The organism is Rhizobium sp. P28RR-XV (assembly GCF_012641385.1).
Taxonomy (GTDB): domain Bacteria; phylum Pseudomonadota; class Alphaproteobacteria; order Rhizobiales; family Rhizobiaceae; genus Rhizobium.
On record NZ_JABAIG010000003.1, the window covers coordinates 58,055 to 84,115 of the forward strand.

The window sequence follows — 26,061 nt, forward strand, 5'->3', positions numbered from 1 at the left end:
CAGCAGGACAAGCAGAACGATCAGACTCGTATGCGCACCGGGAACGCCCGTCCGCACGCGCGCCACCAGGTCCGCCAGGCTGCTGTTGAGGTTATAGAGAAGTGGGTTCTCAGCCATTGGACGACGCTCCGGCGATGATTCGGTGGCGGCGGCCCGGACGCGAGCTGATCACGGTGATCGAGGTCGAGACCAGAATGGTAATGCCGATGACGATCTGGAAGAAATAGGAGGAGACGCCGAGCAGGTTGAGCCCGTTCTGCAGGACGGCCAGAAGCACAATGCCAAGCAGCACGCCAGGCACGGTGCCGATGCCGCCCGTCAGGCTGGCGCCGCCGAGCACTGCGGCGGACAAAACGGCAAGTTCGGTATTGTACATGGCGTTGGGCACGCTTTCGCCGACCCGGTGCGCCTGCAGCAGACCAGCGATCGCCGCCAGCAATCCGAGATAGCCATAGGCGACAAATTGCAGGCGGCCGATATTCATGCCGATGCGCCGCGCGGCCTCACCATTGCCGCCCATGGCATAGAGCTGACGCCCGACGGAAGACCGCGTCATCCACGCCCACGTGAACAGTGTCACGACAACCATGGCGACGATCGGCAGCGTCACGCGGACGATATCGCCCGATGCCGTCTCCATGCGCCAGAACACGATGCGGTTCGTCCACCAGTCCGGCAGGGTGTAGATCGATTTGCCACCCGAGAAATACATGAGCAACGAGAAGCTGACGCTCATCATGGCGATCGTGGCGATGATCGACGTGATGCGCACATAGTGGACTAGCAGCGCATTGAGGCAGCCGAGGCCGACGCCGATCGCCAGACCGCAGACGATGACGGCGGGTGCGGAAAATCCGAACTGCGTTGCCAGCAATGCCGCGCAATATTGCGCTACGGAAGCAGTTGCCGCAAAGGAGATGTCGATACCGCCCGAAACCAGCACGACGAAAAGCCCCATCGCCATGATCGCCTGCACCGAATAGGTTTCGAGCAGGTCGATGATATTGGCGAGCGTCAGGAAGTCTCGCGCCGTCAGCGAGAAAACAAGCACCACCAATGCGATGACGGCCAGCAGCCACGTTTCGGGGCGGCGCTTCAATTGCGCGGCGAAGGATGATCCGGCCGTCTGGCTCTGCTCATGCATAGATGCGCTCCTTCATATCGGCCTCGCTGACGTTTCCCGGCACCGCTGCGCCGACGATGCGGCCGGCGCGCATGTGCAGGATGCGGTCGCAGGTGGCAAACAGTTCCGACACTTCGTCGGAGATGAGGATGATGGCGACGCCGTGGCGGGCGAGATCAGCCACCACGTCGTAGATGCCCTGCTTGTTCTTGATGTCGACGCCGACGGTCGGGGAATCGAGGATCAGAACCTTCGGCCGCGTGGCGAGCCATTTCGCCAAAACGACCCGCTGCTGATTGCCGCCCGACAGCGTCTGCACGGCACGATCGGCCGAGGGCACCTTGATGGCCAGCCGCTTTACCCAATCTTCGGCAAGCTGCTTGCGCGTCTTGTCGGGAATAAGCCCCAGCCGGTTGGCCATGCCTCTCATGACCGCGAGCATGATGTTGTCGCCGATCGACTGCTGCAGGATGACGCCGAGGCTCAGACGATCCTCGGAGACATAGGCAATGCCCGCGCGCACCGCGTCACGATTGGAACGAAGCCCAAGCTGTCGCCCCTCGAGGCGGATGCTGCCACGCTCGGCGCGATGCATGCCGAACAGCGTCAGGGCCAGTTCGGTGCGGCCCGATCCGAGCAAACCGGAGATACCCAGCACCTCGCCCCGGCGAAGAGTGAAATCGATGTCGGCGAACTCGCCACGCCGCGACAGGCCGCTGACCTCGAGAACGGGCGCAGCCATGCCCATATCGCGGGCGACGATCGCATGATCGATGTCGAGCCCGGTCATCAGATGCGCGATCTTCTTCTCGCTCATCTGATCGGCAGGCCAGGTGCCGACCTTGCGGCCGTCGCGCATCACGGTGACGCGTTCGGCAATCTCGACAACTTCGTCGAGCCGGTGGGAGACGAAGACGACAGCAATGCCGTCCGCCTTGAGTCGTCCGACGATCCCCAATAGACGGTCGACCTCCGTTCGCGTCAGCGACGCCGTCGGCTCGTCCATGAAGATCAGCCGCGCCTCGGCGGCAAGGCCGCGCGCGATGGCAACGATCTGGCGCTCGGCCACAGAGAGATCGGACACCGCGAGATCGAGGTCGAGCGCAAAGCCGAGCCTTGCCAGCACGGCGCTGGCCTTCTCGCGCATCTGCTTCCAGTTGACGGACTTTACGAGCCGGTCGAGATGGCTCTCGACGGCGATGTTTTCGACAACGGACAGGTTGGGGAACAAGGAAAGATCCTGAAAGATCACCTGGATTCCCAAAGCCTTGGCACCGGCTGGATCGAGCGGAAGAACCGGCCTGCCCTCGATTTCAATCATACCCGCCGTGGGCGGGTGCACGCCGGCCACGGTTTTGATGAGCGTCGACTTGCCGCAGCCGTTTTCACCGACGAGGCAATGGATCTCGCCGGGCCGAACGTCCCAGTCGACCTCCTCCAATGCGCGCACGCCGCCGAACCGCTTGGACAGTCCGGTCAAACGCAGAAACGGAATATCATCGCTCATCGATCCGCTCCGATTGTGATGGATCGGCCGGCGGCGGCACCTACGCCAACCGCCGGCCCTCGGGAGGAACGCCTAGAGACCGAGCGCTACGAGCCGATCGATATTTTCCTTATCGAGCGACTCCAGCTTCTGGGCCTGAATGAGCTTCTTGTCCGGATAGACGCGAACCTTGCCGACGCCGGTCAACTCCATATTGTCGGTCGGCTCCTTGCCGGCGGCCAGCAGGGAGGCGAGCTGGACGAAGATCTCGCCTGCCGTCATCGGGTTCCAGATGAAGCCGCCACGGATCGTGCCGGACTTCACGTATTTGACGCCCTGCCCCGGCGAGAAGCCGCCGACCAGCGCGATCGACTTGGCTTTTTCGCGATCGTCGAGAACGCGCGCCGCACCGATCGGACCCTGCGAGCCGAATGTCAGGATACCCTTGAGATCCGGATGTGCGCGCAGCTGATCCTGCGTGGTCTTGATGCTTTCATCCAGGCTCTCGGCCACGCCGAAGCGGTCGCCGAGCATCTCCATCTTCGGATATTTCTGCTTCTGATAGGCAATCGCCGCGTCGGCCCAGGCATTGTGCAGCGGAACCGTCAGCGAACCGACATAGACGATATACTTGCCTTGCTCGCCCATCTGCTTGGCGAGCAGGTCCATATGTGCCTGGCCATAGCCTTCGATGGTCGTCAACTCGAAGTCCCAATCCGCCTCCTTCTGGCTCGGGCCTTCATGAGCCAGCACCTTGATGCCGGCAGCCCGCGCACGGCCGAGAACGGGATCGAGCGCGGCGGAATCGTTCGGCACGATACCGATGACGGCGACCTTGCGCGCGATCAGATCCTCGATGGCACGCACCTGCTGCGCGGCATCCGCCTGCGTCGGCCCGACCATCCAGGCATTCGCCTTGAATTCCGGTGCAGCCTTCTTGATGCCGACTTCCATAGCGTTGAACCAGGGAATGCCGCCGATCTTGACCACGACGCCAACCTGCGGCTCGGCTGCCTGGGCAACTCCGATCGTTGCGCCAAGCGTACCGGCGACGACGGCGCCGCCTATTCCGGTGAGTATGGTTCGTCTTGTAATTTCCATTTTTCTCCTCCCAGTTTCATATTACCCGCCTCCTCAAGCGGGCTCCGCGGCGTCGAACCGCGGATCTCGACGGCGCAGCGCAGGCGCCGTGTAACCGGTTTTCCGGCAGAGCCGGTCATGCGCCGCAAGAGCAGCGCCCAGGCCTGTTCGGCCATTTCCTCGATGGGCTGGCGCACGGCCGTGATGCCGGGCGCGACCAGCTGCATCCATTCCATATCGTCGAAGCTCGCAAAGGCGAGGTCACCGGGCACGGAAAGCCCGATCTCCGCCATGGCGCGATAGGTCAGGAGCGTCGTGCCATGATCGAGTGAAAACAGCGCGCCCGGCAGCGGACGTCGGCGAAGCCGCTCTTCGAGACGCTGCGCGCCATTGGCATCATCGATGCCGATCTCCAGCATCTCGACATGCATGCGCCTGACTGCCGCCTGTACACCCTCCCAGCGTTCGCGCACATTGCTGATCGAAAGGCTGCTGCCGACAACCATGCAATCACGATAACCCTGCTCATCGAGATGGGCGGCGATCGCACCGGCGGCCGGACCATTGTCGACCGCGATGAGATCGAACCCCGCCGCATCCGGTATGCGGTCGGCAAGGACGACCGGAGCGAAAAAGCCGTTCGGCAGCCGCTCGGCAAAGGCGCCATCGCAGGGAATGACGATCAAGCCGGCCGGGCGCCAGGCGCGAATCTTGCGCAGGCGATCGGCCTCTTCCTCGGCATTGTTGCGCGCAGACACGACGACCAGATCATAGTCATCGAGGCGCGCCAGATGCTCCAGCGTGGAGACGAAAGAGGCAAACATCGGATTGGTAAGATCAGGCACCACCACGCCGACAAGCTGCGTCTTGCGCGAGCGCAACCGCGACGCACCGAGATCGACAACATAACCGAGTTCGCGCACGGCATCGTTCACGCGCCTGGCAAAATCGGGGGAGACCGTCGGCTTGCCGTTCAGAACATTCGAAACGGTCGCTACCGATACGCCCGCCCTGTCGGCCACCATCTTGATGGAGGGAGTTCGCGATTTCGACACTTTTCCCTCCTCCACTAACAATCTCCGATTGATGTCACGAAAATTCTGGTGAAACGTTTTATTGTAAGCTATGCCTGTATAGACACTGTGTCAATGCGAGTGAATTCAAGTATAAAACGATTCATGTCTTTTGCATTGCAGCATTTCCTTTTGCATCCACGAAACCGGGAGGACGATCATGAACAAGCTGGGAGTTCACGCGCTGGTCTGGGAGGCTGGCTGGAGCCGCGACGAATGCGCCCGCGCAATCGCAAATAGCGCCGAGGTAGGCTACGATTTCATCGAGGCGCCAGCGCTCGATCCGAGCCTGATCGATCCTGAATTCACTCGCCGCCAGCTGGAAAAGAACGGCATCGGCATCAATTTCTCGCTCGGCCTCGATTTCGACAGCGACATTTCAAGCGGCGACAAGGAGAAGGGTCGCCGCGGCAAGGAAAAGCTGGAACAGGCGATTGCCGTCTGCCGTGATTGCGGCGGCGAATATATCGGCGGCATCCTGCACTCGGCCTTCGGGAAATATACCGAACCGACGACCGCCGCGGGCGTCGCGCAATCGGCCGACATTCTGCGTCAAGTGGCCGAGACGGCAGCGAAAAGCAACATCACGCTCGTTCTGGAAGTGGTCAACCGTTACGAATCCAATGTCCTCAACACGGCGGCCCAAGGCGTGGAAATGTGCAAGCGCATCGCTATGCCGAACGTGAAGGTACATCTGGACGTATATCACATGAACATCGAGGAATCCGACATTCAGGCCGCCATTCTCGAAACCGGCGATCATCTCGGCTACTTCCACACCGGCGATTCCCATCGCGGCTATATGGGCTCGGGCACGATCGATCTTACCGGCGTCTTCCGCGCTCTTGTCCGCTCCGACTACAAGGGGCCTATCACCTTCGAATCCTTCTCTTCCCGCGTCGTCGGCCAACCACTCGAAGGTATTCTCGGCATCTGGCGCAACCTCTGGGATGATGGCCGTGACCTTGCCGAACACGCGCTGATGTATACGAAGGCGCAGCTCAAGGCCGCCCAGGAAGCCCAGCGTCAGAGCCAGCAGCGCAGCCGCCTGCCTTAACGGCCGACCCGCTTGAACATCCCTTGAACGGCATTCCATCAAGCAGTTGCAGCGGCTCCCCGCTCATTCAGGCGGAAACACCCTTGCTTTGCAGCGGGGACTGATGAACCACAATGCGCGCGTGATAGGGAATGCGCTCATAAAGGTCTATGACATCCTGATTGACCAGGCGAACGCAGCCTGATGATGATGCCTTGCCGATCGAGCGCCATTCTGGCGAGCCATGCAGACGGTAGAGCGTATCCTTGCCGTTCTGGAAGATATAGAGCGCACGGGCACCCAATGGATTCTTGATACCCGGATCCATGCCGCCATTGGCCACCGAATATTTTGCAAGTTCCGGCTTGCGCGCGATCATGTCGCCCGGCGGTTTCCAGCGCGGCCAATGCTGCCGCCAATGGATGATCCCCTCGCCTTCCCATGCAAAGCCGTCGCGGCCGATGCCGACGCCATATCGCATGGCGGTGCCGCCGCGTTCCACGACATAGAGGAACCTCGACGCGGTATCCACCACCACCGTGCCGGCCGGCTCCCCGGTCGGATCGGGAACGCGCTGCCGGTAAAATTTCGGATCCAGCTTTCGATAGGGAATGGCCGGAATGACATGGCCGCCATCGACCAGAGAGGCATAGCGGGCTTCGAGTTCCGGATCAGGTGCGATTGCGCTCTCAGCCTGCGAAGCGACGGGAACGACAGGCGGCATGCGAGCCGGAGCGGCAATCGGCGTCGGAACCGGAGCGGTCGTGGCACACCCCGCAAGCGATGCGGTCGCGGAGATGGATCCGAGTATGAAAGCCCGTCGTGAGAGGCTCTTTTCGTTCTTGGCTGAGCGCATTTCTTTCCTGATAATCCTCGCAATTGGTGCCGCCCTTTCAGGCAATGAAAGCTGAAAGGCAAACATGTCTCATCATCCTACGGCGATAACCCCATAGCCAATTGCGATCTATGATGGCAAGTCCGCCAACACGATGAGCACACGCCCCCGCACTTTCGAGAACGGCCCAACGCACGCCGCCCGTCGCCGGAGACGATCTCGTGCTTGCCGATGCCGGCTGGCGTCAATCCGTGCGACGAGGTAACGCCAGCTGGCACAGCGAAAGCTGTTTTCAAAGGTTCCGGGAAGACTCCGTACCGGATTGATTTTGCTGACGCGGCTTGCGCTCGTCATGCACTGTCAGATCCCGTCTCGCCCGCGCGCTTGCGGCTTCGATCGGCTGCGACTTCCCCTGCTCGGCGATAGCCGTCCGCGCCCGCTCGATATCGACCATGTAGTCACGTGCCAGCGGCAGAGCAGAGACATCCTTCGTCAGCTGCAATTGCCAGTTCATGTGACCCATGCGGCGGAAGGCGAGTTCGGATCCGATCAGATAGAATTCGAACATCCGACAGAATCGTTCGTCATAAAGCTTGGCCAGCGTGGCCCTGTTCCTCATGAAGCGCTCCCTCCATTGCTCGAGGGTCTTGGCATAGTGGAGACGCAGGATTTCGATGTCGGTCGTCCAGAGCCCGGATTTCTCGACCACGGACAGGACTTCGGAGACCGCCGGCGAATAACCGCCGGGGAAAATATATTTTGCGATCCAGGGATTCGTGCTGCCTGGCCCGTCGGCCCGGCCGATCGCGTGGATCAGCGCAACGCCATCTTCCTTGAGCACCGCGCGGATCTTGTCGAAGAAGGTCCGATAGTGATTGATGCCAACATGCTCGAACATGCCGACGGAGACGATGCGGTCGACGGGCCGGGTCCAGGAGCGGTAGTCCAGCAGCTCGAACGTCACCATGTGCTCAAGACCGGCATCCTTCGCCCGCGCTTTCGCGGCCAGCAGTTGCTCTTCCGAAAGGGTGAGGCCTGTTACCCGTGCTCCAAATTCCCTGGCGAGATAAAGCGCCATGCCGCCCCAGCCGCAGCCGATATCCAGAACCTCGAGGCCTGGACGATCCAGCATGAGCTTCGATGCGATATGCCGCTTCTTCTTGAGCTGCGCCTCTTCGAGCGTCTCATCGCCAACAGGGAAATAGGCGCAGGAATACTGCCGGTCCTCATCCAGCATCAGCGAATAAAGGCGCGCATCGAGATCGTAGTGATGGGCAACGTTGCGCTTCGAGCGTCCGGCGAAATTCAATTGATCGAGATGTCGGCGCAGCCAGCGAACCTTGTCCATGACCTTGCTGAAAGGGTGGGTGCCACCTTCCATCATATTCAGGACGAGCAAGTCCATCATCTGAAAGAAATCGCCCGAGCCCGGCTCGACGTCGCCATCCATATAGGCCTCGCCGAGTCCCAGGGCAGGATTGAGGAGAAGACGGCGCTTTGCGCGGGCGGTTTTTATTTTCATCGCTGCGCGCGGTTCCGATCCCGTACCGAAATCGCGCGTGGAACCATCGGGAAAAGTGACCGTAAGCGTTCCGATTTTGATCAAACTGGAAAGAGCTGCTTCTAGGAACATGAAAACTACCTGTTTATCGTTTCCTTGCGGGCGGCTCCGCTGCCCGAGGGCGACCGAGAAACCCGAGACGGTATTTCGACGCACAAAGCGTACTACCTAATCTGGTAGAATAGCCAAATCATTTGTGACATCAAGGTTGCGTAAACTTGATTGTGGCAATGCCCGATGCGGTTGTATCGTCATCGTCGCCTCGATCCGCCAGGATGACGAATTCGAGACCTTCGCTTCACATCCGCGAAGCTTCGTCTCCACGCGGGACTCGGATAGTCCATCGCTCCTCCCGAAAGCGGAAAGCGCCGCACGAAACAATTCCGGGAAAAATGCCCGGCGGCTTTCCGGTCGGAGCTTGCGTAAAAACAATAGGATGGATCGGCCCTGAAAGCCCATGATACACGCCAGTCTCGTCTGCGGACGAGACTGGAGCATGATGAAACCAGCCGTTCCAACGGCCGCTTCTATCTGGATGGAAGTAAAGAGCCCGCTCCTCCTCCATCAAACGGAACACCTACCAGCAGGTAAAGCCGGCATCGACATTGACGATGGCACCCGTCATGAGGCTTGCGGCGCCCGATGCGAGGAAGAGGACCGCGCTGGCGACTTCCTCAGGCGTGCCCATCCGCCCCATCGGCGTGTCGGCAAGCCAGATCGGAATGCGATCGCGATTGGCCTCGACCGCCATGACCATCGGCGTCTCGATATAGGTCGGCGCGACGGCGTTTACCCTGACGCCGTGCTCAGCCCATTCGGCCGCCATCGAGCGTGTGAGATGATGGACCGCCGCCTTGGACACGTTATACGGCGTCTGCGGCTGCGGCCGGTTGCAGATGGTTCCGGACATCGAGCCGAGATTGACAATGGCGCCGCGCTTCATCGCGACCATGTGACGGCCGAAGGACCGCGAGCACCAGAAAACGCCGTTGACATTCACATCCATCATGCGCAGCCAATCGGCATCCGTGACGTCCTGCGAGGGGATGCCGCTTTGGCCGATCCCGGCATTGTTCACCAGGATCGTCGCGGCGCGGCCGCCATCGGCAAGCTCCGTGGCGATCGCCTCCATCCGCGCGGAATCGGTGACATCGCCGATCCGCAGATCGATGTCGTAGCCCCTATCCCGCAGGGCGAGCGCCTCTCGGGCGTCGGCCTCGCCGCGCTCGATGACGACAACGGCTGCCCCGGCCTCGGCCAGCGCCTCCACACAGCAAAGGCCGATCGCACGGCCACCGCCGGTCACCACCGCACGCTCGCCGTCCAGGCAAAATTTTTTCAGGTAGCTCATGGTTCGGCTCCTCAGATGTCGAAAGCGCTCGGCAGGACCACGACGTCGCGGATCGTGACGTTGCGCGGACGCGTCAGCATGAACATGATCGCATCGGCCACTTCCTTGGGTTCGATCAGGGCGCCGGCCTCCTTGGCCTTGCGCAGATTTTCTTCCGGCCAATCGGCGAGCAAGGCGCTGATAACGGGGCCCGGAGAAACCGAACCGACACGGATTCCGCTCTTCAGAAGCTGACGCCGCATGGTCTGCACGAAGCATGTCATCGCCCATTTCGACGGCGAATAGACAGGCTCCCAGGGCACCGGCGAATGGCCCGCGACCGAACTCGTGACGATGATGTCGCCGGTTCCCCGCTCGATCATATGCGGCGCCACGGTTCGCACGTTCTTGATGACGACATTGACGTTCAAGTTGAGCATCCGGTCGATGGCGTCGAGATTGGCCTCCACCAGGTCGCCGCCGATATAGGTGCCGGCATTGGCATGCAGGATGTCGAGATGGCCGACCTTCGCGAGGATGTCATCCAGCAGCGAGGCGCATTGTTCGGTATCCAATAGGTCGATGGCGAGCGGAATAGCCCGGCCTCCCAGGCGCTCGCAAACAGATCCCAACGCCTTTTCGTCGCGATCGACCAGAACGACCGTCGCCCCCGCCGCGATCATGGCCTCCGTGGAAGCCAATCCGATCCCGGATGCTGCCCCGGTGACCGCAGCCACTTTTCCCTTCAATTCGTCCATTTTCTCCTCCTTGGGTGGTTAAACTGCCCCGCAAGCGGCGTGATAGTCCGCAAGGCTGCGGGTGACCCGCCAGATCAGGACCTCTTGCGGGTCCAGCGGCGCATCGGCAAAATGTTGCGCGACCGGCATATGCTGCCAGAACAGCGGCAGCGGTATGGTCCGCCCCTGCAGGACATCACATAGTTTCTCGACAGCAGACTGGGCGTCCGCCGAAGCCCAGTAGTAGCGGATGCGGTCGGACAGCGAATAATGCCGCAGCCAGCGCTTTTCACCTCCGGTCCCATGATAGTGCTGGCTCCAGTTCTTCGGATGAGCCAGCATCAATGCTTCCATGGCAGCGTAAAGCGGCCGCTCGCCGTAATTGGGCACGAGATCGGAAGCGATCAGATCCAGCCCGTAAAGGGCCTCGCGCAGCACGAAAGTCAGTTCGGGACCAACTTTCAGGATGGGAAACCCATCCTCCACGAGGGCTGTCAGCGCCGCCGCACCCTGGTAGTCGGTCGAGTGGGCTTCGAAAACGAATTGCCGTTCATCCGTCAGCACTGACTTCAGCTCGGCTATCTTGCTACGGTCGTAGACAATGACATTGTGATTGCCAAATTCGACGCCGGGCTGGACGACCAGTCCGATGGCACGTCCAAACCCCTCGTGCAAACCCGCTTGCTCAAACACGCGCCGGTGGACGTCGATCGTCTTGCGGGCAGCCGAGGCCGCCGTCGGCTCGATGGTCGTTAGAGCATGATCGGCACCGCCGGGTGGCGGGACCTCCGTGCCGATCACATAGACCGGCATGGCACCGCCGCTCCTCCGCGCCGAAGCTTCGGCCACAGCAGCGAGACGTGCCGCGCGACGAGCCGTGGTCTCGTCGTCGAGCGAGGCGGGCTCGCCCTTGCAGCCCATCGAGGCGTCCAGGTGGATTTTTCGAAACCCGGCATCGACATAGGCGGCGACCATTTTCTCCGCCTCGGCCATGGCGTCTTCAGCCGGACGATCCCGCCATGGATTTGGGCCGAGATGATCCCCACCCAGAACGATGAGCTGCTCCAGGCAGCCCTCCTCCTTGGCGATCCGCCGGACAAGGGCGGCGAAGTCGCCCGGCGTCATGCCGGTATAACCGCCCAGATGATTGACCTGGTTGCAGGTCGCCTCGATCAGCACCGTGCTCGAATGCAGGCGACCATGCCGGAGCGCGGCTCTGAGCACCAACGGGTGCGCCGAGCAGACCGAGGTGATGCCCTTCGGCCGGCCTTCGGCTCTCAGCGTTGCCAGTTCGTTGAGATGGATCTGCATCAGGAACGCCTCGCGGTAGCGGCTATGAACGCATCGAGTTCCTCGCGGGTGCCGGCACCTTCCATCGGGCCGACGACGGTGACATTGCGGGCGCCGGCAGCAGCCGCATAGGTCAGAGCATCTTCTGCCGGCATGCCCAGGCGGCGGCAGGTAAGATAGGCGCCGCCGAAGCAATCGCCGGCGCCGGTCGGATCGACTTCCTTGACGATAAAGGCCGGAGCATCGATGCGCTCGCCCTTGCTGTTGAAATAGGTCGCCCCATCCGCGCCCCGCTTCAGCACGATCTCCTTGACCCCGATGTCGAACAGGCGGCGGATCGCATTCGCCTCGCCTTCAACACCAGCCGCCCGCTCCAGTTCCTCTCCGGATGGCAGCAGCAGATCGGCGGCAGCGACGAGCTTGGCAAAACGTCGTTCGGTGTCCTCATCGAGCTTGAGTTCCTTGCGGATGTTCGGATCGACCGAGAGCGTGCCGCCACGAGCCTTCACGATATCGACAGCCTTGTCGATCACCTCACGTGCGCTCGGAACCGACAGCGCCGAGCCCATGACATGCAGATGGCCGCCGCGGCCGATGAGATCGCCGACACCTTCGCTCCAGCCGAAACGCGCAGCGGCCGACTTGGCGATGTTGTAGACGAAATCGCGGGAGCCGTTCTTACGATAACGAACGAAGGCGCTGCCAGTCGGGTAATCCGGATCGATGGATATTGCCGAAAGGTCGACGCCATCACGCTTCAGCCTTTCGATATTCACCCGGCCGAAATCGTCGGCGCCGACAGCGCCGATCATGGCCGCACTGCCGCCGAGGCGCCCGCATTGGGAAATGAAAATCGCCGGCGCGCCGCTGGCGAAAGGCCCGATCAATGGCTGGGCTTCGACGAACCCATCGCCGACGGTCGTGGCGACGATCTCCACGAGAATTTCCCCGACGCATATTGTCGGGCCGAGCTGGTCAGGAGCCAGTGCTGAAGTCATCGCAGTCCTGCTTTCGATACCTGTTGTTGTCAAACCGCCGAGCGCTGCAGCATGCCGTCGTCACCGCTGAACTCCTCGTTCTCCAGCGAAAGGAAGCGCTGGTGCAGCATGCACGCCGCTCCGAATGCGGACCCGAACTCCGCGTCTTCGTCAACGACGATTTCGGGATTGGGAAAGGGAATATTCTGGCCTTCGGACATATGGACGGCCACGCGAGCGGCAACCATCGGATAGAGAGATGCGACCGAGCCGCCGAGCACGATCCTGCCTGGGTCTATCAGCCGGCAGGCCTGCAGCAGCGCATATGCCAGATGACGCGACCATGTCTCCGCAATGTTGACGGCCGCCGGAACACGATCGCGAACGCCGACCAAAAAGTCCTGCAGGTCGGCGTCGTTCCTCCCGACAGCCTCGCGATACTGCTTGATCAGCACTTCGCGCCCGATCAGCTGTTCGAATTTCTGCCCGCCGCTTCCGGACACGAGAGTGTGGCCGATTTCGCCGGCCAGGCCGTGGCCGCCGCGAAACAGCTTGCCGTCGATGATGATCCCACCGCCGACGCCGGTCTCCATGAGCAGGAAAAGCGTCACGCCTGCGATGCGGCTGCGATAGCTGTCCCCTATGGCAAAGGCATTCGCATCGTTCTCTATCGCGATCGGAACCTCGACCGGAAATGCAGACCGGCAGATCCCCCTCAGTGGCACGTCCCGCCATCCGAGAATTGGCGCAAGGCTCACCGAGCCGTCGGGCCGGATATGCGCCGGCGTCGATATGCCCAGCCCCCTGCACCGCACCATCATCTCCTTGGTCATGTCGCCGACGATCAATGCTATGCCATGTTCGACAGCCCTCTCGACCGTCGAAGACAGCGTGTCGAAGGCAACCTTGCGGCAAACCCTGACTTCTGCGGCAAGATCGATGACCACGGCGGATATGTGCTCCACGCCGATCTCGATGCCGACGAAAAACGCGGCATCGGGAATGAGCTCCAGCATGATGCCCGGCCGCCCCGCGCGGGATTGCTCGCCGCGCCTGCTGCCTGCCTCCAGCTCATGAACAAATCCGCCTTCCGTCAACTCGGCGACGATCTCACCGGAGGACGAGCGGTTCATGCCGAGCTTTCGCGCCAGATCGGCGCGGCTCATGCCGCGATGGCTGTAGATTGCCTGCAGGGCCGCAACGAGATTGCTCTGGCGAATTCTACGCGGCGAACTTCCGATGGAGACGGTGTCGTTCATATTCCAATCCCTTCAAATCGACCCGCGCCAACCTATACGGCCGGAGCGGGTCACACGAAGGATTATCAGGGACGGGCGCTTGTGGCACGCCGGCGCTTGGCCTCGTCATATTTGAGCTCGATATAACGCTTCGCATGGGCGGCAAGAGGATCGTTATCGGTCCATGTATCGCGCCAGATCGCGCAGGCGAGCGACAATCCCTCGTCGACGACGGCAGTCGAAAAGCTCTCGAACACGATGTCGCGCTTGTAGTCGATATCGAGCAGGGCGTCGAAAATGAGGTCGAAGTCGATGACGCCATCGCCGAGATAGCCTCGATTGCTTTCGCCGATGTGGAAGTAGCCGATCTTGTCGCCGGCCAGGCGGATCGCCGCGGCGGGATTGGCCTCCTCGATGTTCATGTGGAAGGTGTCGAGATGCAGGCGAACATGATCGGAGCCGGTCTCGGAGATGAATTTCAGCCCTTGCGCGGTCGTATTCAACAGATTGGTCTCGAACCGGTTCACGATTTCGAGGACGAGATCGACTTTCGCTTGCCCGGCCACTTCGGCCGTCGCGGCAATGGCGCCGACACTGTTGTCCCAGCCCTTCCTTGTTGGCTGGCGATTGTACTTGGTGTGTGCGGAATAAAGGATGCCGCCCAGCTTGTTGCCGCCGATGTCCCTGACTGCGCGCACCGCGTCGGCCAGCATCCGCTTGCCCTCCGCAACGACCGAGGGATCGTCGCTCGACACGTCCTTGTCGAGCGGCAACCCCATCGTCACGCCGATCTCCACGTCAAGCGACTGCGCGAGCCTTGCGAGCCGGTCCAGGTTGAATTTTTCGGGGCGAAGATAGGCGAACTCGATGGTTCCATAACCGTGCTCGGCCGTCTTTCGCAGGGCCATCTCAAGCCCTTCCTGGGTTTGGCCGCCCGTCCATACAAATGAATGGATTCCCAAGCGTCGCATCATCATGTCCTCGTGATTTTTCGTCCAAGCTTTATCCAAAGTTAAGTTATTTAGTATGGCAAAGCAACAAACAAATTTGACGAAACGAACTTTATTGCAGCGATAATACCTTTGCATTGCAGCATTTTATGTCAAAGCTAATATTTCTTCCCCCTTCGTTGATCATATCGACAACCAAAACAACGGGATAGCTCCATAATTTGCATGTTAAAGCAACAAATATTGCAAACGATGGAATTTCGAGCTAAGAATTCTTCGGCGAATGATCTCGCTGTAATCTGGGAGGATTGAAATGAGATACGCTATGAAAGCCAGCGCCATCGCGCTGACGCTTAGCCTTGCCGCCGCCTCGCCGGCCTGGGCAGACTTCTGGTCCGACGCCGGAGCAAAATTCAAGGGCGTGACGCTGCATGGAGTGACCGAGTCTACGCCCCCTTCCAACTACATCAAGGATGTGCTGGCGCCTGAGTTCGAGAAGAAGACAGGCATCAAGGTCGAAATCGAAACGACGTCCTGGGACCAGATGTACGACAAGGCGATCAAGGACATGGAAGCCGGCACCGGCATCTACGACGTCGTTTATATCGAGCAGGACATCGTCTATTCCTATATGGCGCGAAACTTCCTGACCGACATCACCAAGGCGCTGAAGGACCAGCCGGATCTGAAGGCGCCGACCTACGATGCCGCCAATTTCACCAGCTTCTCCAACTACTTCAAGGATGCGAACGGGGATCTTTACGGCGTTCCGATGGAGGCCTTCCTCAAGACCTATCTCTATCGCAAGGACCTGTTCGAAGATCCGGAAATCCAGGCGGCTTTCAAGCAGAAGACGGGCCATGATCTGAAACCAGCGACCACGCACGAACAATATACGGAAATTGCCGACTTCTTTACCCAGTGGGGCAAGGATCACAACATGCAGCTGTGGGGCTCGACGGCGCAGGCCCATACGGGCCATCCGGCCTCATGGTATGAATTCTTCGAGTCCGTCGCGCCGACCTTCGGCGTCTACAACTGGGGCATCGATGCGCAGAAGGACTATGCGGCAACCGTCGAGCATGGCGGCCAGATGAACAGCGACAAGGCGAAGGCCGCGCTGAAATGGTGGCTGCATCTGCGCGACATCGCACCGCCGGAATCCTCGCAATCCACATGGACGGAGGTCGCCACGACCTTCGCCGCCGGCCGGGTGGCGCAGGGCCTGGTCTATGGCGAGAACGCGGCCTGGATCGCGACCGATTCCTCGCAGTCGAAGGTCACGGGCAAGGTCGGCTTTGCCCTGCCGCCGCTCGAGCCGGGCGTGCTGGAGGCCGCCGAAACCGGCAAGGGCTACGTCGGCTACTATGACGGCGGCGCCTTCGGCCTGCCCGTCACCTCCAAGAACCAGGAGGCCGCCCTGCTCTTCCTGCAATTCATCGGCCAGAACGATGTGCAGCCCGACTGGGCGATTGCCGCGCCGCGCGTCACCAATACCGCAACCTTCGACGACCCCAAGGTCAAGGCCATGGATGTCAAGCTTGGTGGCTTCTATACGATGCTGAAAGATCAGGGCAAGCTCTTCGCCGGCGCCCCGCCCTATCCGTTCCACGCCCAGGTGCGCGAAGCGACGGCTCCGATTTTCTTCGATATCCTGACCGGCAAGATAGGCCCCGACGAGGGCCTCGACCAGATGGCGGCAAAGACCGAGGAAGAGCTGACCTCGCTCGGCTATCGCAAATAGCCTTCCCTTCCGAGCGGACAGGCCGCGGTCAATCGCGGCCTGTCTCCCATTGCTGCGAAACGGGCATATTAGCAACCGCCACAGGGGGATAGGGCGATGCATTCACAGAAGCTCGGCTGGCTCTTGCTGTCACCAACCATAGTGATCCTCGGGCTCTTTGGCATTTTTCCGTTCGTCTATGTCGTATGGGTTTCCTTTCATGCCTGGAATCCCTTTGCCGCCAATCCCCACATGGTCTTCAACTGGGCGGAAAATTACCGCAAGGTCGTTTTCGATCAGCAGTTCCTGGCGTCCCTGGGCATCACGGCGGCATTCGTCTTCTTCGCCGTGGTCTCCGAGATCGCGCTCGGCTACGTGCTCGCACAGGCACTCCTGAAGGATTTCCCCGGCAAGGCGATATTCCGCACCATCCATACCCTGCCGTTGATCATGGCGCCGATTATCGTCGGATCGGTCTGGAAGCTGATGACGACGCCCTCGATCGGCATCATCCCATATCTGCTGCACAGCTGGTTCGGCTTCGATCTCAACATCGGCCAAAGCGCGCTTGCGGCCTTCATTGTTACCGTGATCATGGATATCTGGCATTGGACGCCGCTGGTGACGCTTTCGCTGATCGCCGCTCTCGTTTCATTGCCGCCGGATCCGTTCGAGCAAGCGCAGATCGACGGCGCGGGCAAGAGCCAGATCTTCTGGCACATCACGCTTCCGATGATCCGGCCGGCCTTGATCGCCACCGTCTTCATCAGGCTCATGGATGCGCTTCGGACCGTGGACGAAGTGCTGATGCTGACCGGTGGCGGCCCCGGCTCCGCGACGCGCTACATCGGCGTGCACATCTTCAGGGAAGTCTTCCCCAAAACGAACTACGGCTACGGTTCGGCCATCTCGGTCGTCGTGCTGTATCTGACCATCGTCGTCTGCTGGCTGCTCTATGTCAGCCTGATCGCGCCGCGAGCCAGGAAAGGTTGAAGCGATGAAGACCCGCAATCCTTGGCTTCTGGTCGTCATGTGGATCGCCATCAGCTTTGCGACCCTCTTTCCCATCTACTGGCTCTTCGTCATTTCGGTGAAGCCGACGGTCGAGCTGTTCTCGACGCCCGAAGTCATCCTGAGAAGCCTGTTCTGGAAGAACTATACCGACGTCCTGAACAATCCGACGCTGCGCGGCTACATGGTGAATTCGCTGCTCATTTCATCAGGCAACGCGCTGCTGGTGACGACGCTCGGCTTTCTCGCCTGCTACGCGCTTTCGCGGTTCGACCTTGCCGGCAAGGAGAGCATCTTCTTCTGGACAATCACGAACAGGATGGCGCCGCCGGCCGTATTCCTGCTGCCGCTCTTTCTGCTGCTCACGCAGGTCTACAAGATCGGCAGCTTCTCGTTTGCGGATTCGCGGATCGGCATGATCCTTGTCTACTGCTCGTTCAACCTTCCCTTTGCGATCTGGACGCTTCGCCCGACCGTCGAAGGCATTCCGAAAGAGCTTGACGAGGCAGCCTATGTCGACGGCGCAAGCACATGGACCGTTCTGTCGGATATCATATTCCCGCTGGCGCGGCCCGGGCTGGCGGTGACGCTGATCCTGACCTGGGTATTCGCATGGAACGAATATCTGCTCGCGGCGACCCTGACCAATTTCAGGGCGCGCACCTTGACCACCGGGCTTTCGGAATATGTCACGACGACGGGCACGCAATGGGGGATCATGGCAGCGATATCGGTCTTCACGCTCATTCCAGCTCTCATCGTCTTCACCGTCGTGCAGCGCCACATCGTTGCGGGCCTGACCTTCGGTGCCGTGAAAGGATAACCCCATGTCTCCAGAATCCGAAAGCAGCGAGCGCAAGGCAGGGTTCCTGCCCATAGAGACGAATTGGTTCGACCGGCTGTTCATCTCGGTCGTCATCTGGGTGGCCCTGTCGCTGCTCTGGATGCGCTTTATCGAACCATTGGGGCTTTCGATCTGGATAGCGACGGCGATTTCCGCCGTGCTCGGCGCCTACATCATCCGGCGCGGATAAGGCAATGAATGCCGGCGACGACCAGGAAAATACAGCATGCACTGCGGCATCTGGGAGGAAAACATTGGCAAACGTACAGATTAGCGACGTCACGAAGAAATATGGCGCCCTTCAGGTCATGCATGGTGTCAGCGTCGACATCGATGACGGCGAATTCGTCGTTCTGGTAGGCCCTTCCGGATGCGGAAAATCGACGCTGCTGCGCATGGTCGCGGGTCTTGAGACGGTGAGCGGCGGCCATATCCGGATCGGAGGCCGTGTCGTCACCAACGCCCCGCCGAAGGAGCGCGACATCGCCATGGTCTTTCAATCCTATGCGCTCTACCCACACAAGACGGTCGCCGAGAACATGGGTTTTCCGCTGAAGATGGCGAAACGCCCCAGGGCGGAAATCGATGAAAAGGTGCGCCGCGCCGCCGAAATCCTCGATCTCTCCCGTTACCTCGATCGTTATCCGAAGCAACTGTCCGGCGGCCAGCGCCAGCGCGTCGCCATGGGCCGCGCCATCGTGCGCGATCCGCAGGTCTTCCTCTTCGACGAGCCTCTTTCGAACCTCGACGCCAAGTTGCGCGTGACCATGCGGGTCGAAATCAAGGAATTGCACCAACGGCTGAAAACCACCACCATCTACGTCACGCACGACCAGATCGAGGCCATGACGATGGCCAGTAAGATCGTCGTGATGCGCGACGGACGGGTGGAGCAGGTGGGCAGACCGCTGGAGCTATACGATTTTCCGGCGAATATCTTCGTCGCGGGCTTTATCGGCAGTCCTTCGATGAACTTCCTGAAGGGCCGGATCGGCAATCGCGACGGCCGGCAGGTCGTCGTCACTGAGCAAGGTGTCGTTCTGCCGGTGGAGAAGGTGAACGCCGAAGACGGCAGGCCGGTGACCTATGGAATTCGGCCCGAACACATTACTATCGGCGATGGCGGAATCCCCGTCGAGGTCTCCGTATTCGAACCTACCGGCTCCGAGACGCTGATCTTCGGCCGGGTCGGCGGAGTGCCGATCGATGCGCTCATTCGCGAACGGATCGAAATCGCGCCGGGGCGAACAATGCATTTCCGTATTGACCCACGCCATGTTCATATCTTCGATGAAGAAACCGACAAGAGATTGTAAGAGGACGTTCTGATGAATTTCGAAGGGAAGAGGGTGATCGTCACCGGCGCGGGCAAGGGCATTGGCCGCGTGACAGCGGAAATACTTGTGAAGCGCGGTGCCCGCGTCGTGGCCCTGACCAGAAGTGCGGCGGACGTTGCCTCGCTGCGCGACGAACTGGGCTGCGAGGCCATTCAGATCGATCTCGCCGACGCCGAAAAGACACGTGAGGCGGCATTGGCCGCGCTTCCGGCGGATTATCTCGTCAATTGCGCGGGGACGACGGAACTGCAGTCGTTTCTCGAAACCACGGTCGAAGCCTTCGATCACCTGTTTGCCGTCAATACCCGTGCCCCGATGATCGTCGCGCAGGAATTTGCCCGCTCGCTGATCGAAAGAGGCCTTTCCGGTGCGATCGTCAACGTATCCTCCGTCGCCGCCTTCGTCGGCATACTGGATCATGCGGCCTATTGCGCCTCGAAAGGTGGGCTGGACGGCCTGACGCGCGTAATGGCGAAAGAGCTGGCGCCGAAGGGCATTCGCGTCAATGGCGTCCATCCGACCGTCACGCTGACACCGATGGCCATCAAGGCATGGAGCGATCCCGAAAAGGCAGCGCCGATGCGCGAACGGATCCCGGTGGGTCGGTTTGCCGAACCCGCTGACGTCGCCGAGGTGATCCTGTTCCTGCTTTCGGACGAGGCAGCCATGGTCAACGGCATCTCCATGCCGGTCGACGGCGGCTATATGATCGCCTGAGATCACGCAGCCATATGATTGCTATTGCGACGGCGCGTGGATTTCAGCGATATGGAACGGCAGCATCTTTGCCGCCATTAAGCAGCCTCTTCGTAGATCAGGTCGGGCGCAACGATCCATTCTCCGCGCCTGAGCGACAGGACATCAAGGCGGCCTTGACGGTCCCTGATGGCAACTCCGACGAAACGGTAGCGACTGCCGTTCCTGTCGATGATGGCGCTGGAAATCGGCCGACCATGGATGTAGCCGACGACGGGACCGTCCTCTCGCGCGGCGGACAGCAGGAAATATTCATGAGGAATGTTTCGGCTCACCATCAGCGACGATCCTCACGCGGCAAGGTCAGCCCCGCACGCGCCGCATCTTTCTGCTCGGTCAAGCGATCGCGGCCTCCCTGAATCGGAGGTATTTTTGAGCGGGGACGCCTGCTCTTCTTGATCTCGACCACGAATGGCCTCTGTTGCGGCTGCATTATCAGTCCTTTCGACTTTTGAACCAGGTCAATTAAACAGGCACTCGACCTGACCGAGCGGCCCGAAGTCGGCCGCCAGATGCTGTCCGGCGCGGACCTGGAGGATCGGCGTGCAGGAGCCTGTCGCCACGATGTCGCTCGGTTCGAGCTGCCTGCCGTTCGCCGCAAGCTCTCCCGCCAGCCAAGCAACCGCATTCAGCGGATTACCCATGACCGATGACGAATTGCCTGAAAGCATGGTTTGCTGGAACAGGAACGTCGTGACCTCGATCCCGGCGAAGTCGCCGGCCTCGCCTCTTTCGGCATGCTCGCCGCAGAGGGTTGCAACGTGCAGACCGAAGTCCGCGATCGCCGGATTGGCGCCGGCAATCACCTGCCGCGTCCGCCTGCCGATAACGCCGATTGCCGGACGGCAGCTCATGATGGCGTCGGCCACGCCGCTAAGGGAAATTCGCTCCCTCTCATCCGGAAATGATCGCAGCATCGTAAAGACGAACTCGCACTGTACACCGATTGTTCCCGGCGGCAGCCGGAAGGTCTGGACTTTCCGTTGCAGGGCGAAGGCGGGGATTTTGGAATAGATCGGCCCCTTTAGCCCGAGCATGCGGCGCGCCGGATCGCTCGTGCCGACAAGCGCGTAGCCCTTGCGTTCGAAGCCGAGCGCGTCCTGCGCTATCGCCTGGGTATCATATGCCTCGCGCTCCGAGGCTATCAGATCGAGCGGAAGATCGCACAGCTCCTCGCGACGGCGGCTCTTTGCGAGAATATCCGCCGTCGTGTCCTTCAGTTCGAAATACATCTTCGCGCTCCAATCCTACCATTGGCTGTAGGACAAAGATGGCCCGACATGCATAGCCGTTCCATTCATCGGGAAACGCGAAAAAATTAAAATCTCATAGTGGTCGGTTCCCCGTCGCCACGCGCGGGCGCGTCACCCTTCGGCGACGGGTCGGATACGGTGAGATGCCGCTGCCATTTCCACGCCTACCCCTCCTCCAGGATCGGCCGGCGCCGCCGCCCCTAATTTAGCCGCCCGATATATCGAGCCATGTCGATCATCCGGTTGGAGAAGCCCCATTCGTTGTCGTACCAGCCGAACACCCTGAGGAGACCGCCGGCGGAAAGCGACATCTCCGGTCCGCTTAAAACGAGCGATTCAGGCCGACCGCGCAGATCGACCGAAACCAATGGCTTCTCGATCCAGCCCAGTACCGGTGATCCCTCGGCGACTTGCTTCAGCCTTGCCCGCATGGTGCCCAAGTCTGACACATGCCTGACAGCAACGGTCAGATCGATCGCCGAAACGCTGGCGGTCGGCACTCGAAGGGCGCGGGCTTCGATGAGGCCGGCGAGATGAGGAAGCACGTCGCCGACGATCGCATGCGCGCTCGTTGTCGTCGGCACCATCGAAAGGGCGGCCGCGCGGCTGCGCGATAGTTCCGACCGCGGCTGATCGATCGTCGGCTGGCTTGCCGTGTAGCAATGAACCGTGGTCATCTGACCGCCGATGATGCCGAATTCCTGGTCGACGATGCGCAAAAGCGGCGCCAGCGCATTTGTCGTGCACGATGCGTTTGAAACCACGGGCTGATCGCGGAAGGCTTCCTCATTCGCCCCCAGCACCAATGTCACGTCGGCTGCGGCGGAAGGGCCGGAAATGAGAACTCTCCTTGCTCCGGCCGCAAGTCCCCGCTGCGCCACGGTCCTGGATTTGGCATGGCCGGTGCACTCCAGAACAACGTCGACGCCGCGAAGATCGAGTTTGCTGATATCGGGAGCATTGTGAAACGGTATCGACGCCCCGCCGACGATAAGAAGCTGATCCTCGAAGGAGACCGGTTCTGCCCAGGGACCGTACACGCTGTCGAATTCAAAGAGATAAGCGCATGTCTCCAAATCGGCGATGTCGTTGATCAGCGCGACTTCGATGTCGCGACGCTCCCGCAGAAGGAGACGCAGGACGGAACGCCCGATCCTGCCAAATCCGTTGATTGCAATCCTTATTGCCCGGGCCGACATGCGAATCTCCACCTATTCGATCAAGCGGAAACTGTAGACGACATCACCGCCTCATGCCTCCCCCAAATGCGCCGCGTCAGAAATCGACCTCAATTGCCACGCCTTTCGCCAAAGCGAGCTCGACGGCGGCCGAAGCAACGGCAAGGTCTTGAAGGCCAACACCCGTACCATCGAACAACGTGACCTCATCCTGCGAGGTTCGTCCGGGATGCGTCCCATTGATCACGGCGCCGATTTCGACGATGGCCTCCTTACGGATCAAGCCTTTTTCGATGGCATGCTGCGTTTCGCCGATCGTTATGGCCTGCTCGACTTCATCGGTAAAGACGGTTGCAGCATCGATGAGCTCGGCCTCGACCTCCTGCTTGCCCTTCGTATCCGTGCCCATGCAGGCGAGATGCATGCCGGCGCGGACCTGCGAAGCTTTAAGAAGTGGCGCAAAGGACGAGGTGATCGAGATGATGACATCCGCCTCCGCTCCCAGTTGATCGCGATCGACTGCCTCGAAGGGAAGGCCCTCCTCCTTGGCAACCTCCTCCAGACGGCTCAGCATGTCGGGATGCGGGTTCCAGGCGAGGATCTTTTCGAATGCGCGCTGCTCAAGGGCTGCGCGCAATTGAAACGTCGACTGGTGACCCGCGCCGATCATGCCGAGGATCTTCGCATCTTTTCGGGCGAGATGCTTGATCGAGATTGCCGATGCGGCAGCCGTCCGCAGCGCGGTCAGCAGATTGCCGCCGACCACGGCACGGCATTTTCCGGTATCGGCGTCGAACAGGAAGATGGTGGACTGGTGGTTGGTAAGGCCTCTGCTTGCATTGTTTGGCCAGAACCCGCCGGACTTGAGACCGAGCGCCAGGCTCTTGCGATCGAAGCCGGACTTGAAGCCATACAGCGCATCGGCGTGCCCGATTGCCTCCCGGATCACAGGAAAATTATAGGCCGACCTGTTCGCCATCGAGGCGAAGACCTCTTCGACCGCCTTGAAGCAATCAGAGGGCGTGACCAACTCGGCGATGGCATTTTCGGGAATGATGATCATTGCACTTCCGCCTGGTTTGCCGGGGGCCGAAGCCTCCTATTTCATCAGTAAGCCTTGCCGCGGGCCGACACCGGCCAAAGCGTTTCCACCTTGCCGTCGCGCACGCCGACATACCAGTCGTGAACATTGCAGGTCGGATCGCAATGGCCCGGAACCAGGCGGAGCTTCTCGTTGATCTTGAGAACGCCGTTCGGGTCGTCGATAACGCCGTGCTCGTCGGAGCATTTGATGTACTTCACGTCATTGCGACCGTAGACAAAGGGGAGGCCTGAATCGACCGATTGCGCCTTGAGGCCGGCGTCGCAGATTGCCTTGTCGGGCTTTGCATGGCTCATGACGCTCGTCAGGATGAAGAGGGCATTCTCCCATTCGCCCTGGTCGATCCTCTTGCCGTCCTTGTCCTGGATGCGGCCGTAATCGGCATCCATGAACGCATAGCTGCCGCATTGCAGCTCATTGTAGACGCCCGAATTGCTCTCGAAATAATAGCTGCCCGTGCCGCCGCCGCTGACCAGTTCGGGTTCCAGGCCCTCGGCCTTGAGGGCATCGACGGCATCCTTGACCTGGGCGATGGCCGCATCGAGCTTCGCCTTGCGGTCGTCATATTTGTCAATGTGCTGCATCGCGCCCTGATAGGCCTGTATGCCGGCAAACTTGAGACCCGGTGCCGCATGGATGGCATTGGCGAGTTCGACGACGGCTGACGTTGTCGTGACGCCGCAGCGTCCGGCGCCGCAATCGATCTCCACGAAGCATTCCAGCGTCGTGCCGTATTTCTGCGTCGCGCTCGATAGCTCTTCGACATTTGCGAGGTCATCGAGGCAGACGATGATGCGTGCGCCGTGCTGCGGCAGAAGCGCCAGACGGTCGATCTTTGCCGGATCGCGAACCTGGTTCGACACCAGAACATCCTTGATGCCGCCGCGAACGAAGACTTCCGCCTCGGAAACCTTTTGGCAGCAGACCCCGATTGCACCGCCAAGTTCCTGCTGAAGCCTGAGGACATCGACGGATTTGTGCATCTTGCCATGCGCCCTGTGCCGCATGTTGTGCGCCTTGGCATAGTCGCCCATCTTGCGGATGTTGTTCTCGAGCGCATCGAGGTCGAGGATCAGGCATGGCGTCTGGATTTCGTCGACGCTCATGCCGGGAAGAGCCGGCACGTCGTAGCCGACTTCCATGCCGGCGAATTTCGGTTCCATGTTCATTGCTCTTTCTCCCTTATTGCCAAGGCAATGTGTCGAGGTCGACGTTTCCGCCGGTGATGATGACGCCAATGCGCTGACCGGCGAAAACCTTCCTGTTCTTGATGATCGTCGCCAGCGGGACGGCGCTGGAGGGTTCCATGACGATCTTCATCCGCTTCCAGATGAGCTTCATGGCATCGACGATATCCTCTTCGGAAGCCGTCAGGATATCGGTCACGTGGTTTCTGACGAAATGCCAGGTCAGATCCTTGAGCGGCACCTTCAGACCGTCGGCAACCGTATTCGGCGCATCGTCGGCAATGATGTAGCCAGCCTTGAAGCTGCGATAGGCATCATCGGCCTGCTCGGGTTCGGCAGCATAGATCCTGATGCTCGGCGCGAGGTTCGATAATGTGAGGCAGGTCCCCGACACCATGCCGCCACCGCCGATCGGCGCCACCACGACATCGAGCCCGTCGACCTGTTCGATCAGCTCCATCGAGCAGGTCGCCTGGCCTGCGATAACGCGCGGATCATTGTAGGGATGAACGAATTCGGCACCCGTCTCGGCGACGACGTCGGCAAAGACGGCCTCACGCGAGGAGGTCGAAGGCTCACATTCGACCACCCTGCCGCCATATCCCCTGACGGCGTCCTTCTTTGCCTGCGGGGCGGTCCGCGGCATAACGACGGTGCAAGGAATGCCCCGCCGCCCGGCGGCGTAGGAAAGGCACGTTCCGTGATTGCCGGATGAATGCGTTGCAACGCCGCGGGCCGCCTGCTCGTCGCTCAGGCCAAAGACGGCGTTGGATGCGCCACGGGCCTTGAATGCGCCGGCTTTCTGGAAGTTCTCGCATTTGAAGAACAGTTCGGCGCCGACGAGCAAGTTGATGAAGCTGGAGGTGAGGACCGGTGTGCGATGGATGTGGGGCTTGATGCGCGTATGCGCGGCCACCATGTCGGCCAATGTCGGTATGTACATCGTGTAGCTCC

25 protein-coding genes are annotated in these 26,061 nt (G+C 60.6%); 7 read left to right on the forward strand and 18 right to left on the reverse strand.

Annotated features, from left to right (window positions below; genetic code table 11):
* Nucleotides 1-109: 109 nt before the first annotated feature.
* The 4 genes from HGP12_RS07190 to HGP12_RS07205 all read right to left on the reverse strand — a co-directional run bounded on the left by HGP12_RS07190 (nucleotide 110) and on the right by HGP12_RS07205 (nucleotide 4,744).
* Entirely contained in the window at nucleotides 110-1,144 is a 1,035-nt protein-coding gene (locus HGP12_RS07190) for an ABC transporter permease (RefSeq protein ID WP_168839588.1), read from the reverse strand.
* Nucleotides 1,137-2,630, reverse strand: a complete 1,494-nt coding sequence (locus HGP12_RS07195; RefSeq protein WP_168839587.1) for a sugar ABC transporter ATP-binding protein — start codon at nucleotides 2,628-2,630, stop codon at nucleotides 1,137-1,139. Before HGP12_RS07195 ends, HGP12_RS07190 begins: the two co-directional genes overlap by 8 nt.
* Before the next feature lie 72 nt (nucleotides 2,631-2,702).
* Nucleotides 2,703-3,710: a substrate-binding domain-containing protein gene (locus HGP12_RS07200; protein WP_168839586.1), complete on the reverse strand. Its 1,008-nt coding sequence runs from the start codon at nucleotides 3,708-3,710 to the stop codon at nucleotides 2,703-2,705.
* On the reverse strand, nucleotides 3,674-4,744 hold the full coding sequence (locus HGP12_RS07205; protein WP_312862860.1) for a LacI family DNA-binding transcriptional regulator: 1,071 nt from the start codon (nucleotides 4,742-4,744) through the stop codon (nucleotides 3,674-3,676). The genes HGP12_RS07200 and HGP12_RS07205 overlap by 37 nt, the downstream gene beginning before the upstream one ends.
* Nucleotides 4,745-4,922: 178 nt before the next feature.
* On the opposite strand from HGP12_RS07205, the gene HGP12_RS07210 reads away from it, so the two are divergent.
* Nucleotides 4,923-5,819 carry a sugar phosphate isomerase/epimerase gene (locus HGP12_RS07210; protein WP_168839585.1) on the forward strand — a complete coding sequence of 299 codons (897 nt, stop codon included), beginning with the start codon at nucleotides 4,923-4,925 and terminating at the stop codon, nucleotides 5,817-5,819.
* Nucleotides 5,820-5,886: 67 nt separating this feature from the next.
* Here the strand turns inward: HGP12_RS07210 and HGP12_RS07215 are convergent, their stop codons facing one another.
* From HGP12_RS07215 to HGP12_RS07250, 8 genes are all read right to left on the reverse strand, one after another.
* Nucleotides 5,887-6,654, reverse strand: a complete 768-nt coding sequence (locus HGP12_RS07215; protein ID WP_168839584.1) for a L,D-transpeptidase — start codon at nucleotides 6,652-6,654, stop codon at nucleotides 5,887-5,889.
* A 271-nt stretch (nucleotides 6,655-6,925) separates the two neighbouring features.
* Nucleotides 6,926-8,266 carry a cyclopropane-fatty-acyl-phospholipid synthase family protein gene (locus tag HGP12_RS07220; RefSeq protein ID WP_168839583.1) on the reverse strand — a complete coding sequence of 447 codons (1,341 nt, stop codon included), beginning with the start codon at nucleotides 8,264-8,266 and terminating at the stop codon, nucleotides 6,926-6,928.
* 505 nt (nucleotides 8,267-8,771) lie between these two features.
* Nucleotides 8,772-9,545 carry an SDR family NAD(P)-dependent oxidoreductase gene (locus HGP12_RS07225; protein WP_168839582.1) on the reverse strand — a complete coding sequence of 258 codons (774 nt, stop codon included), beginning with the start codon at nucleotides 9,543-9,545 and terminating at the stop codon, nucleotides 8,772-8,774.
* Nucleotides 9,546-9,556: 11 nt separating this feature from the next.
* Complete coding sequence (locus HGP12_RS07230) at nucleotides 9,557-10,282, reverse strand: SDR family oxidoreductase (protein WP_168839581.1); 726 nt, start codon at nucleotides 10,280-10,282, stop codon at nucleotides 9,557-9,559.
* 18 nt (nucleotides 10,283-10,300) lie between these two features.
* A complete protein-coding gene (locus tag HGP12_RS07235; protein WP_168839580.1) occupies nucleotides 10,301-11,572 on the reverse strand; it encodes a class II D-tagatose-bisphosphate aldolase, non-catalytic subunit in 1,272 nt (423 codons plus the stop codon).
* Nucleotides 11,572-12,549 (reverse strand): sugar kinase, encoded by a 978-nt coding sequence (locus HGP12_RS07240; protein WP_168839579.1) that lies wholly within the window; start codon nucleotides 12,547-12,549, stop codon nucleotides 11,572-11,574. Before HGP12_RS07240 ends, HGP12_RS07235 begins: the two co-directional genes overlap by 1 nt.
* A 29-nt stretch (nucleotides 12,550-12,578) precedes the next feature.
* A complete protein-coding gene (locus tag HGP12_RS07245; RefSeq protein ID WP_168839578.1) occupies nucleotides 12,579-13,787 on the reverse strand; it encodes an ROK family transcriptional regulator in 1,209 nt (402 codons plus the stop codon).
* A gap of 65 nt (nucleotides 13,788-13,852) precedes the next feature.
* Nucleotides 13,853-14,737, reverse strand: coding sequence for a sugar phosphate isomerase/epimerase (locus HGP12_RS07250; protein WP_168839577.1), 885 nt, complete (start codon nucleotides 14,735-14,737; stop codon nucleotides 13,853-13,855).
* A 292-nt stretch (nucleotides 14,738-15,029) separates the two neighbouring features.
* On the opposite strand from HGP12_RS07250, the gene HGP12_RS07255 reads away from it, so the two are divergent.
* The 6 genes from HGP12_RS07255 (at nucleotide 15,030) to HGP12_RS07280 (ending at nucleotide 20,348) form a co-directional block, all read left to right on the forward strand.
* Nucleotides 15,030-16,460 carry an ABC transporter substrate-binding protein gene (locus HGP12_RS07255; protein ID WP_168839576.1) on the forward strand — a complete coding sequence of 477 codons (1,431 nt, stop codon included), beginning with the start codon at nucleotides 15,030-15,032 and terminating at the stop codon, nucleotides 16,458-16,460.
* Nucleotides 16,461-16,556: 96 nt separating this feature from the next.
* Nucleotides 16,557-17,432: a carbohydrate ABC transporter permease gene (locus HGP12_RS07260; protein ID WP_168839575.1), complete on the forward strand. Its 876-nt coding sequence runs from the start codon at nucleotides 16,557-16,559 to the stop codon at nucleotides 17,430-17,432.
* Between the two features lie 4 nt (nucleotides 17,433-17,436).
* Nucleotides 17,437-18,273, forward strand: a complete 837-nt coding sequence (locus tag HGP12_RS07265) for a carbohydrate ABC transporter permease (RefSeq protein WP_168839574.1) — start codon at nucleotides 17,437-17,439, stop codon at nucleotides 18,271-18,273.
* A gap of 4 nt (nucleotides 18,274-18,277) precedes the next feature.
* Nucleotides 18,278-18,484, forward strand: a complete 207-nt coding sequence (locus HGP12_RS07270; RefSeq protein ID WP_168839573.1) for a DUF2160 family membrane protein — start codon at nucleotides 18,278-18,280, stop codon at nucleotides 18,482-18,484.
* Nucleotides 18,485-18,548: 64 nt separating this feature from the next.
* Nucleotides 18,549-19,610, forward strand: coding sequence for a sn-glycerol-3-phosphate ABC transporter ATP-binding protein UgpC (locus HGP12_RS07275; protein WP_281408209.1), 1,062 nt, complete (start codon nucleotides 18,549-18,551; stop codon nucleotides 19,608-19,610).
* A 12-nt stretch (nucleotides 19,611-19,622) separates the two neighbouring features.
* A complete protein-coding gene (locus HGP12_RS07280) occupies nucleotides 19,623-20,348 on the forward strand; it encodes an SDR family oxidoreductase (protein WP_168839571.1) in 726 nt (241 codons plus the stop codon).
* A 77-nt stretch (nucleotides 20,349-20,425) separates the two neighbouring features.
* Here HGP12_RS07280 and HGP12_RS07285 read toward each other — a convergent pair whose 3' ends face one another.
* From HGP12_RS07285 to bhcB, 6 genes are all read right to left on the reverse strand, one after another.
* Nucleotides 20,426-20,665: a hypothetical protein gene (locus HGP12_RS07285; protein WP_168839570.1), complete on the reverse strand. Its 240-nt coding sequence runs from the start codon at nucleotides 20,663-20,665 to the stop codon at nucleotides 20,426-20,428.
* 183 nt (nucleotides 20,666-20,848) lie between these two features.
* Entirely contained in the window at nucleotides 20,849-21,619 is a 771-nt protein-coding gene (locus HGP12_RS07290) for a 2-keto-4-pentenoate hydratase (protein WP_168878694.1), read from the reverse strand.
* A 221-nt stretch (nucleotides 21,620-21,840) separates the two neighbouring features.
* Complete coding sequence (locus HGP12_RS07295) at nucleotides 21,841-22,839, reverse strand: type I glyceraldehyde-3-phosphate dehydrogenase (protein WP_168839568.1); 999 nt, start codon at nucleotides 22,837-22,839, stop codon at nucleotides 21,841-21,843.
* A gap of 76 nt (nucleotides 22,840-22,915) precedes the next feature.
* Entirely contained in the window at nucleotides 22,916-23,881 is a 966-nt protein-coding gene (bhcD, locus tag HGP12_RS07300) for an iminosuccinate reductase BhcD (protein WP_168839567.1), read from the reverse strand.
* Between the two features lie 44 nt (nucleotides 23,882-23,925).
* Nucleotides 23,926-25,089: a 3-hydroxy-D-aspartate aldolase BhcC gene (gene bhcC, locus HGP12_RS07305; protein ID WP_168839566.1), complete on the reverse strand. Its 1,164-nt coding sequence runs from the start codon at nucleotides 25,087-25,089 to the stop codon at nucleotides 23,926-23,928.
* Between the two features lie 13 nt (nucleotides 25,090-25,102).
* Nucleotides 25,103-26,050, reverse strand: a complete 948-nt coding sequence (gene bhcB / locus HGP12_RS07310; RefSeq protein ID WP_168839565.1) for a beta-hydroxyaspartate dehydratase BhcB — start codon at nucleotides 26,048-26,050, stop codon at nucleotides 25,103-25,105.
* Nucleotides 26,051-26,061 lie beyond the last annotated feature (11 nt).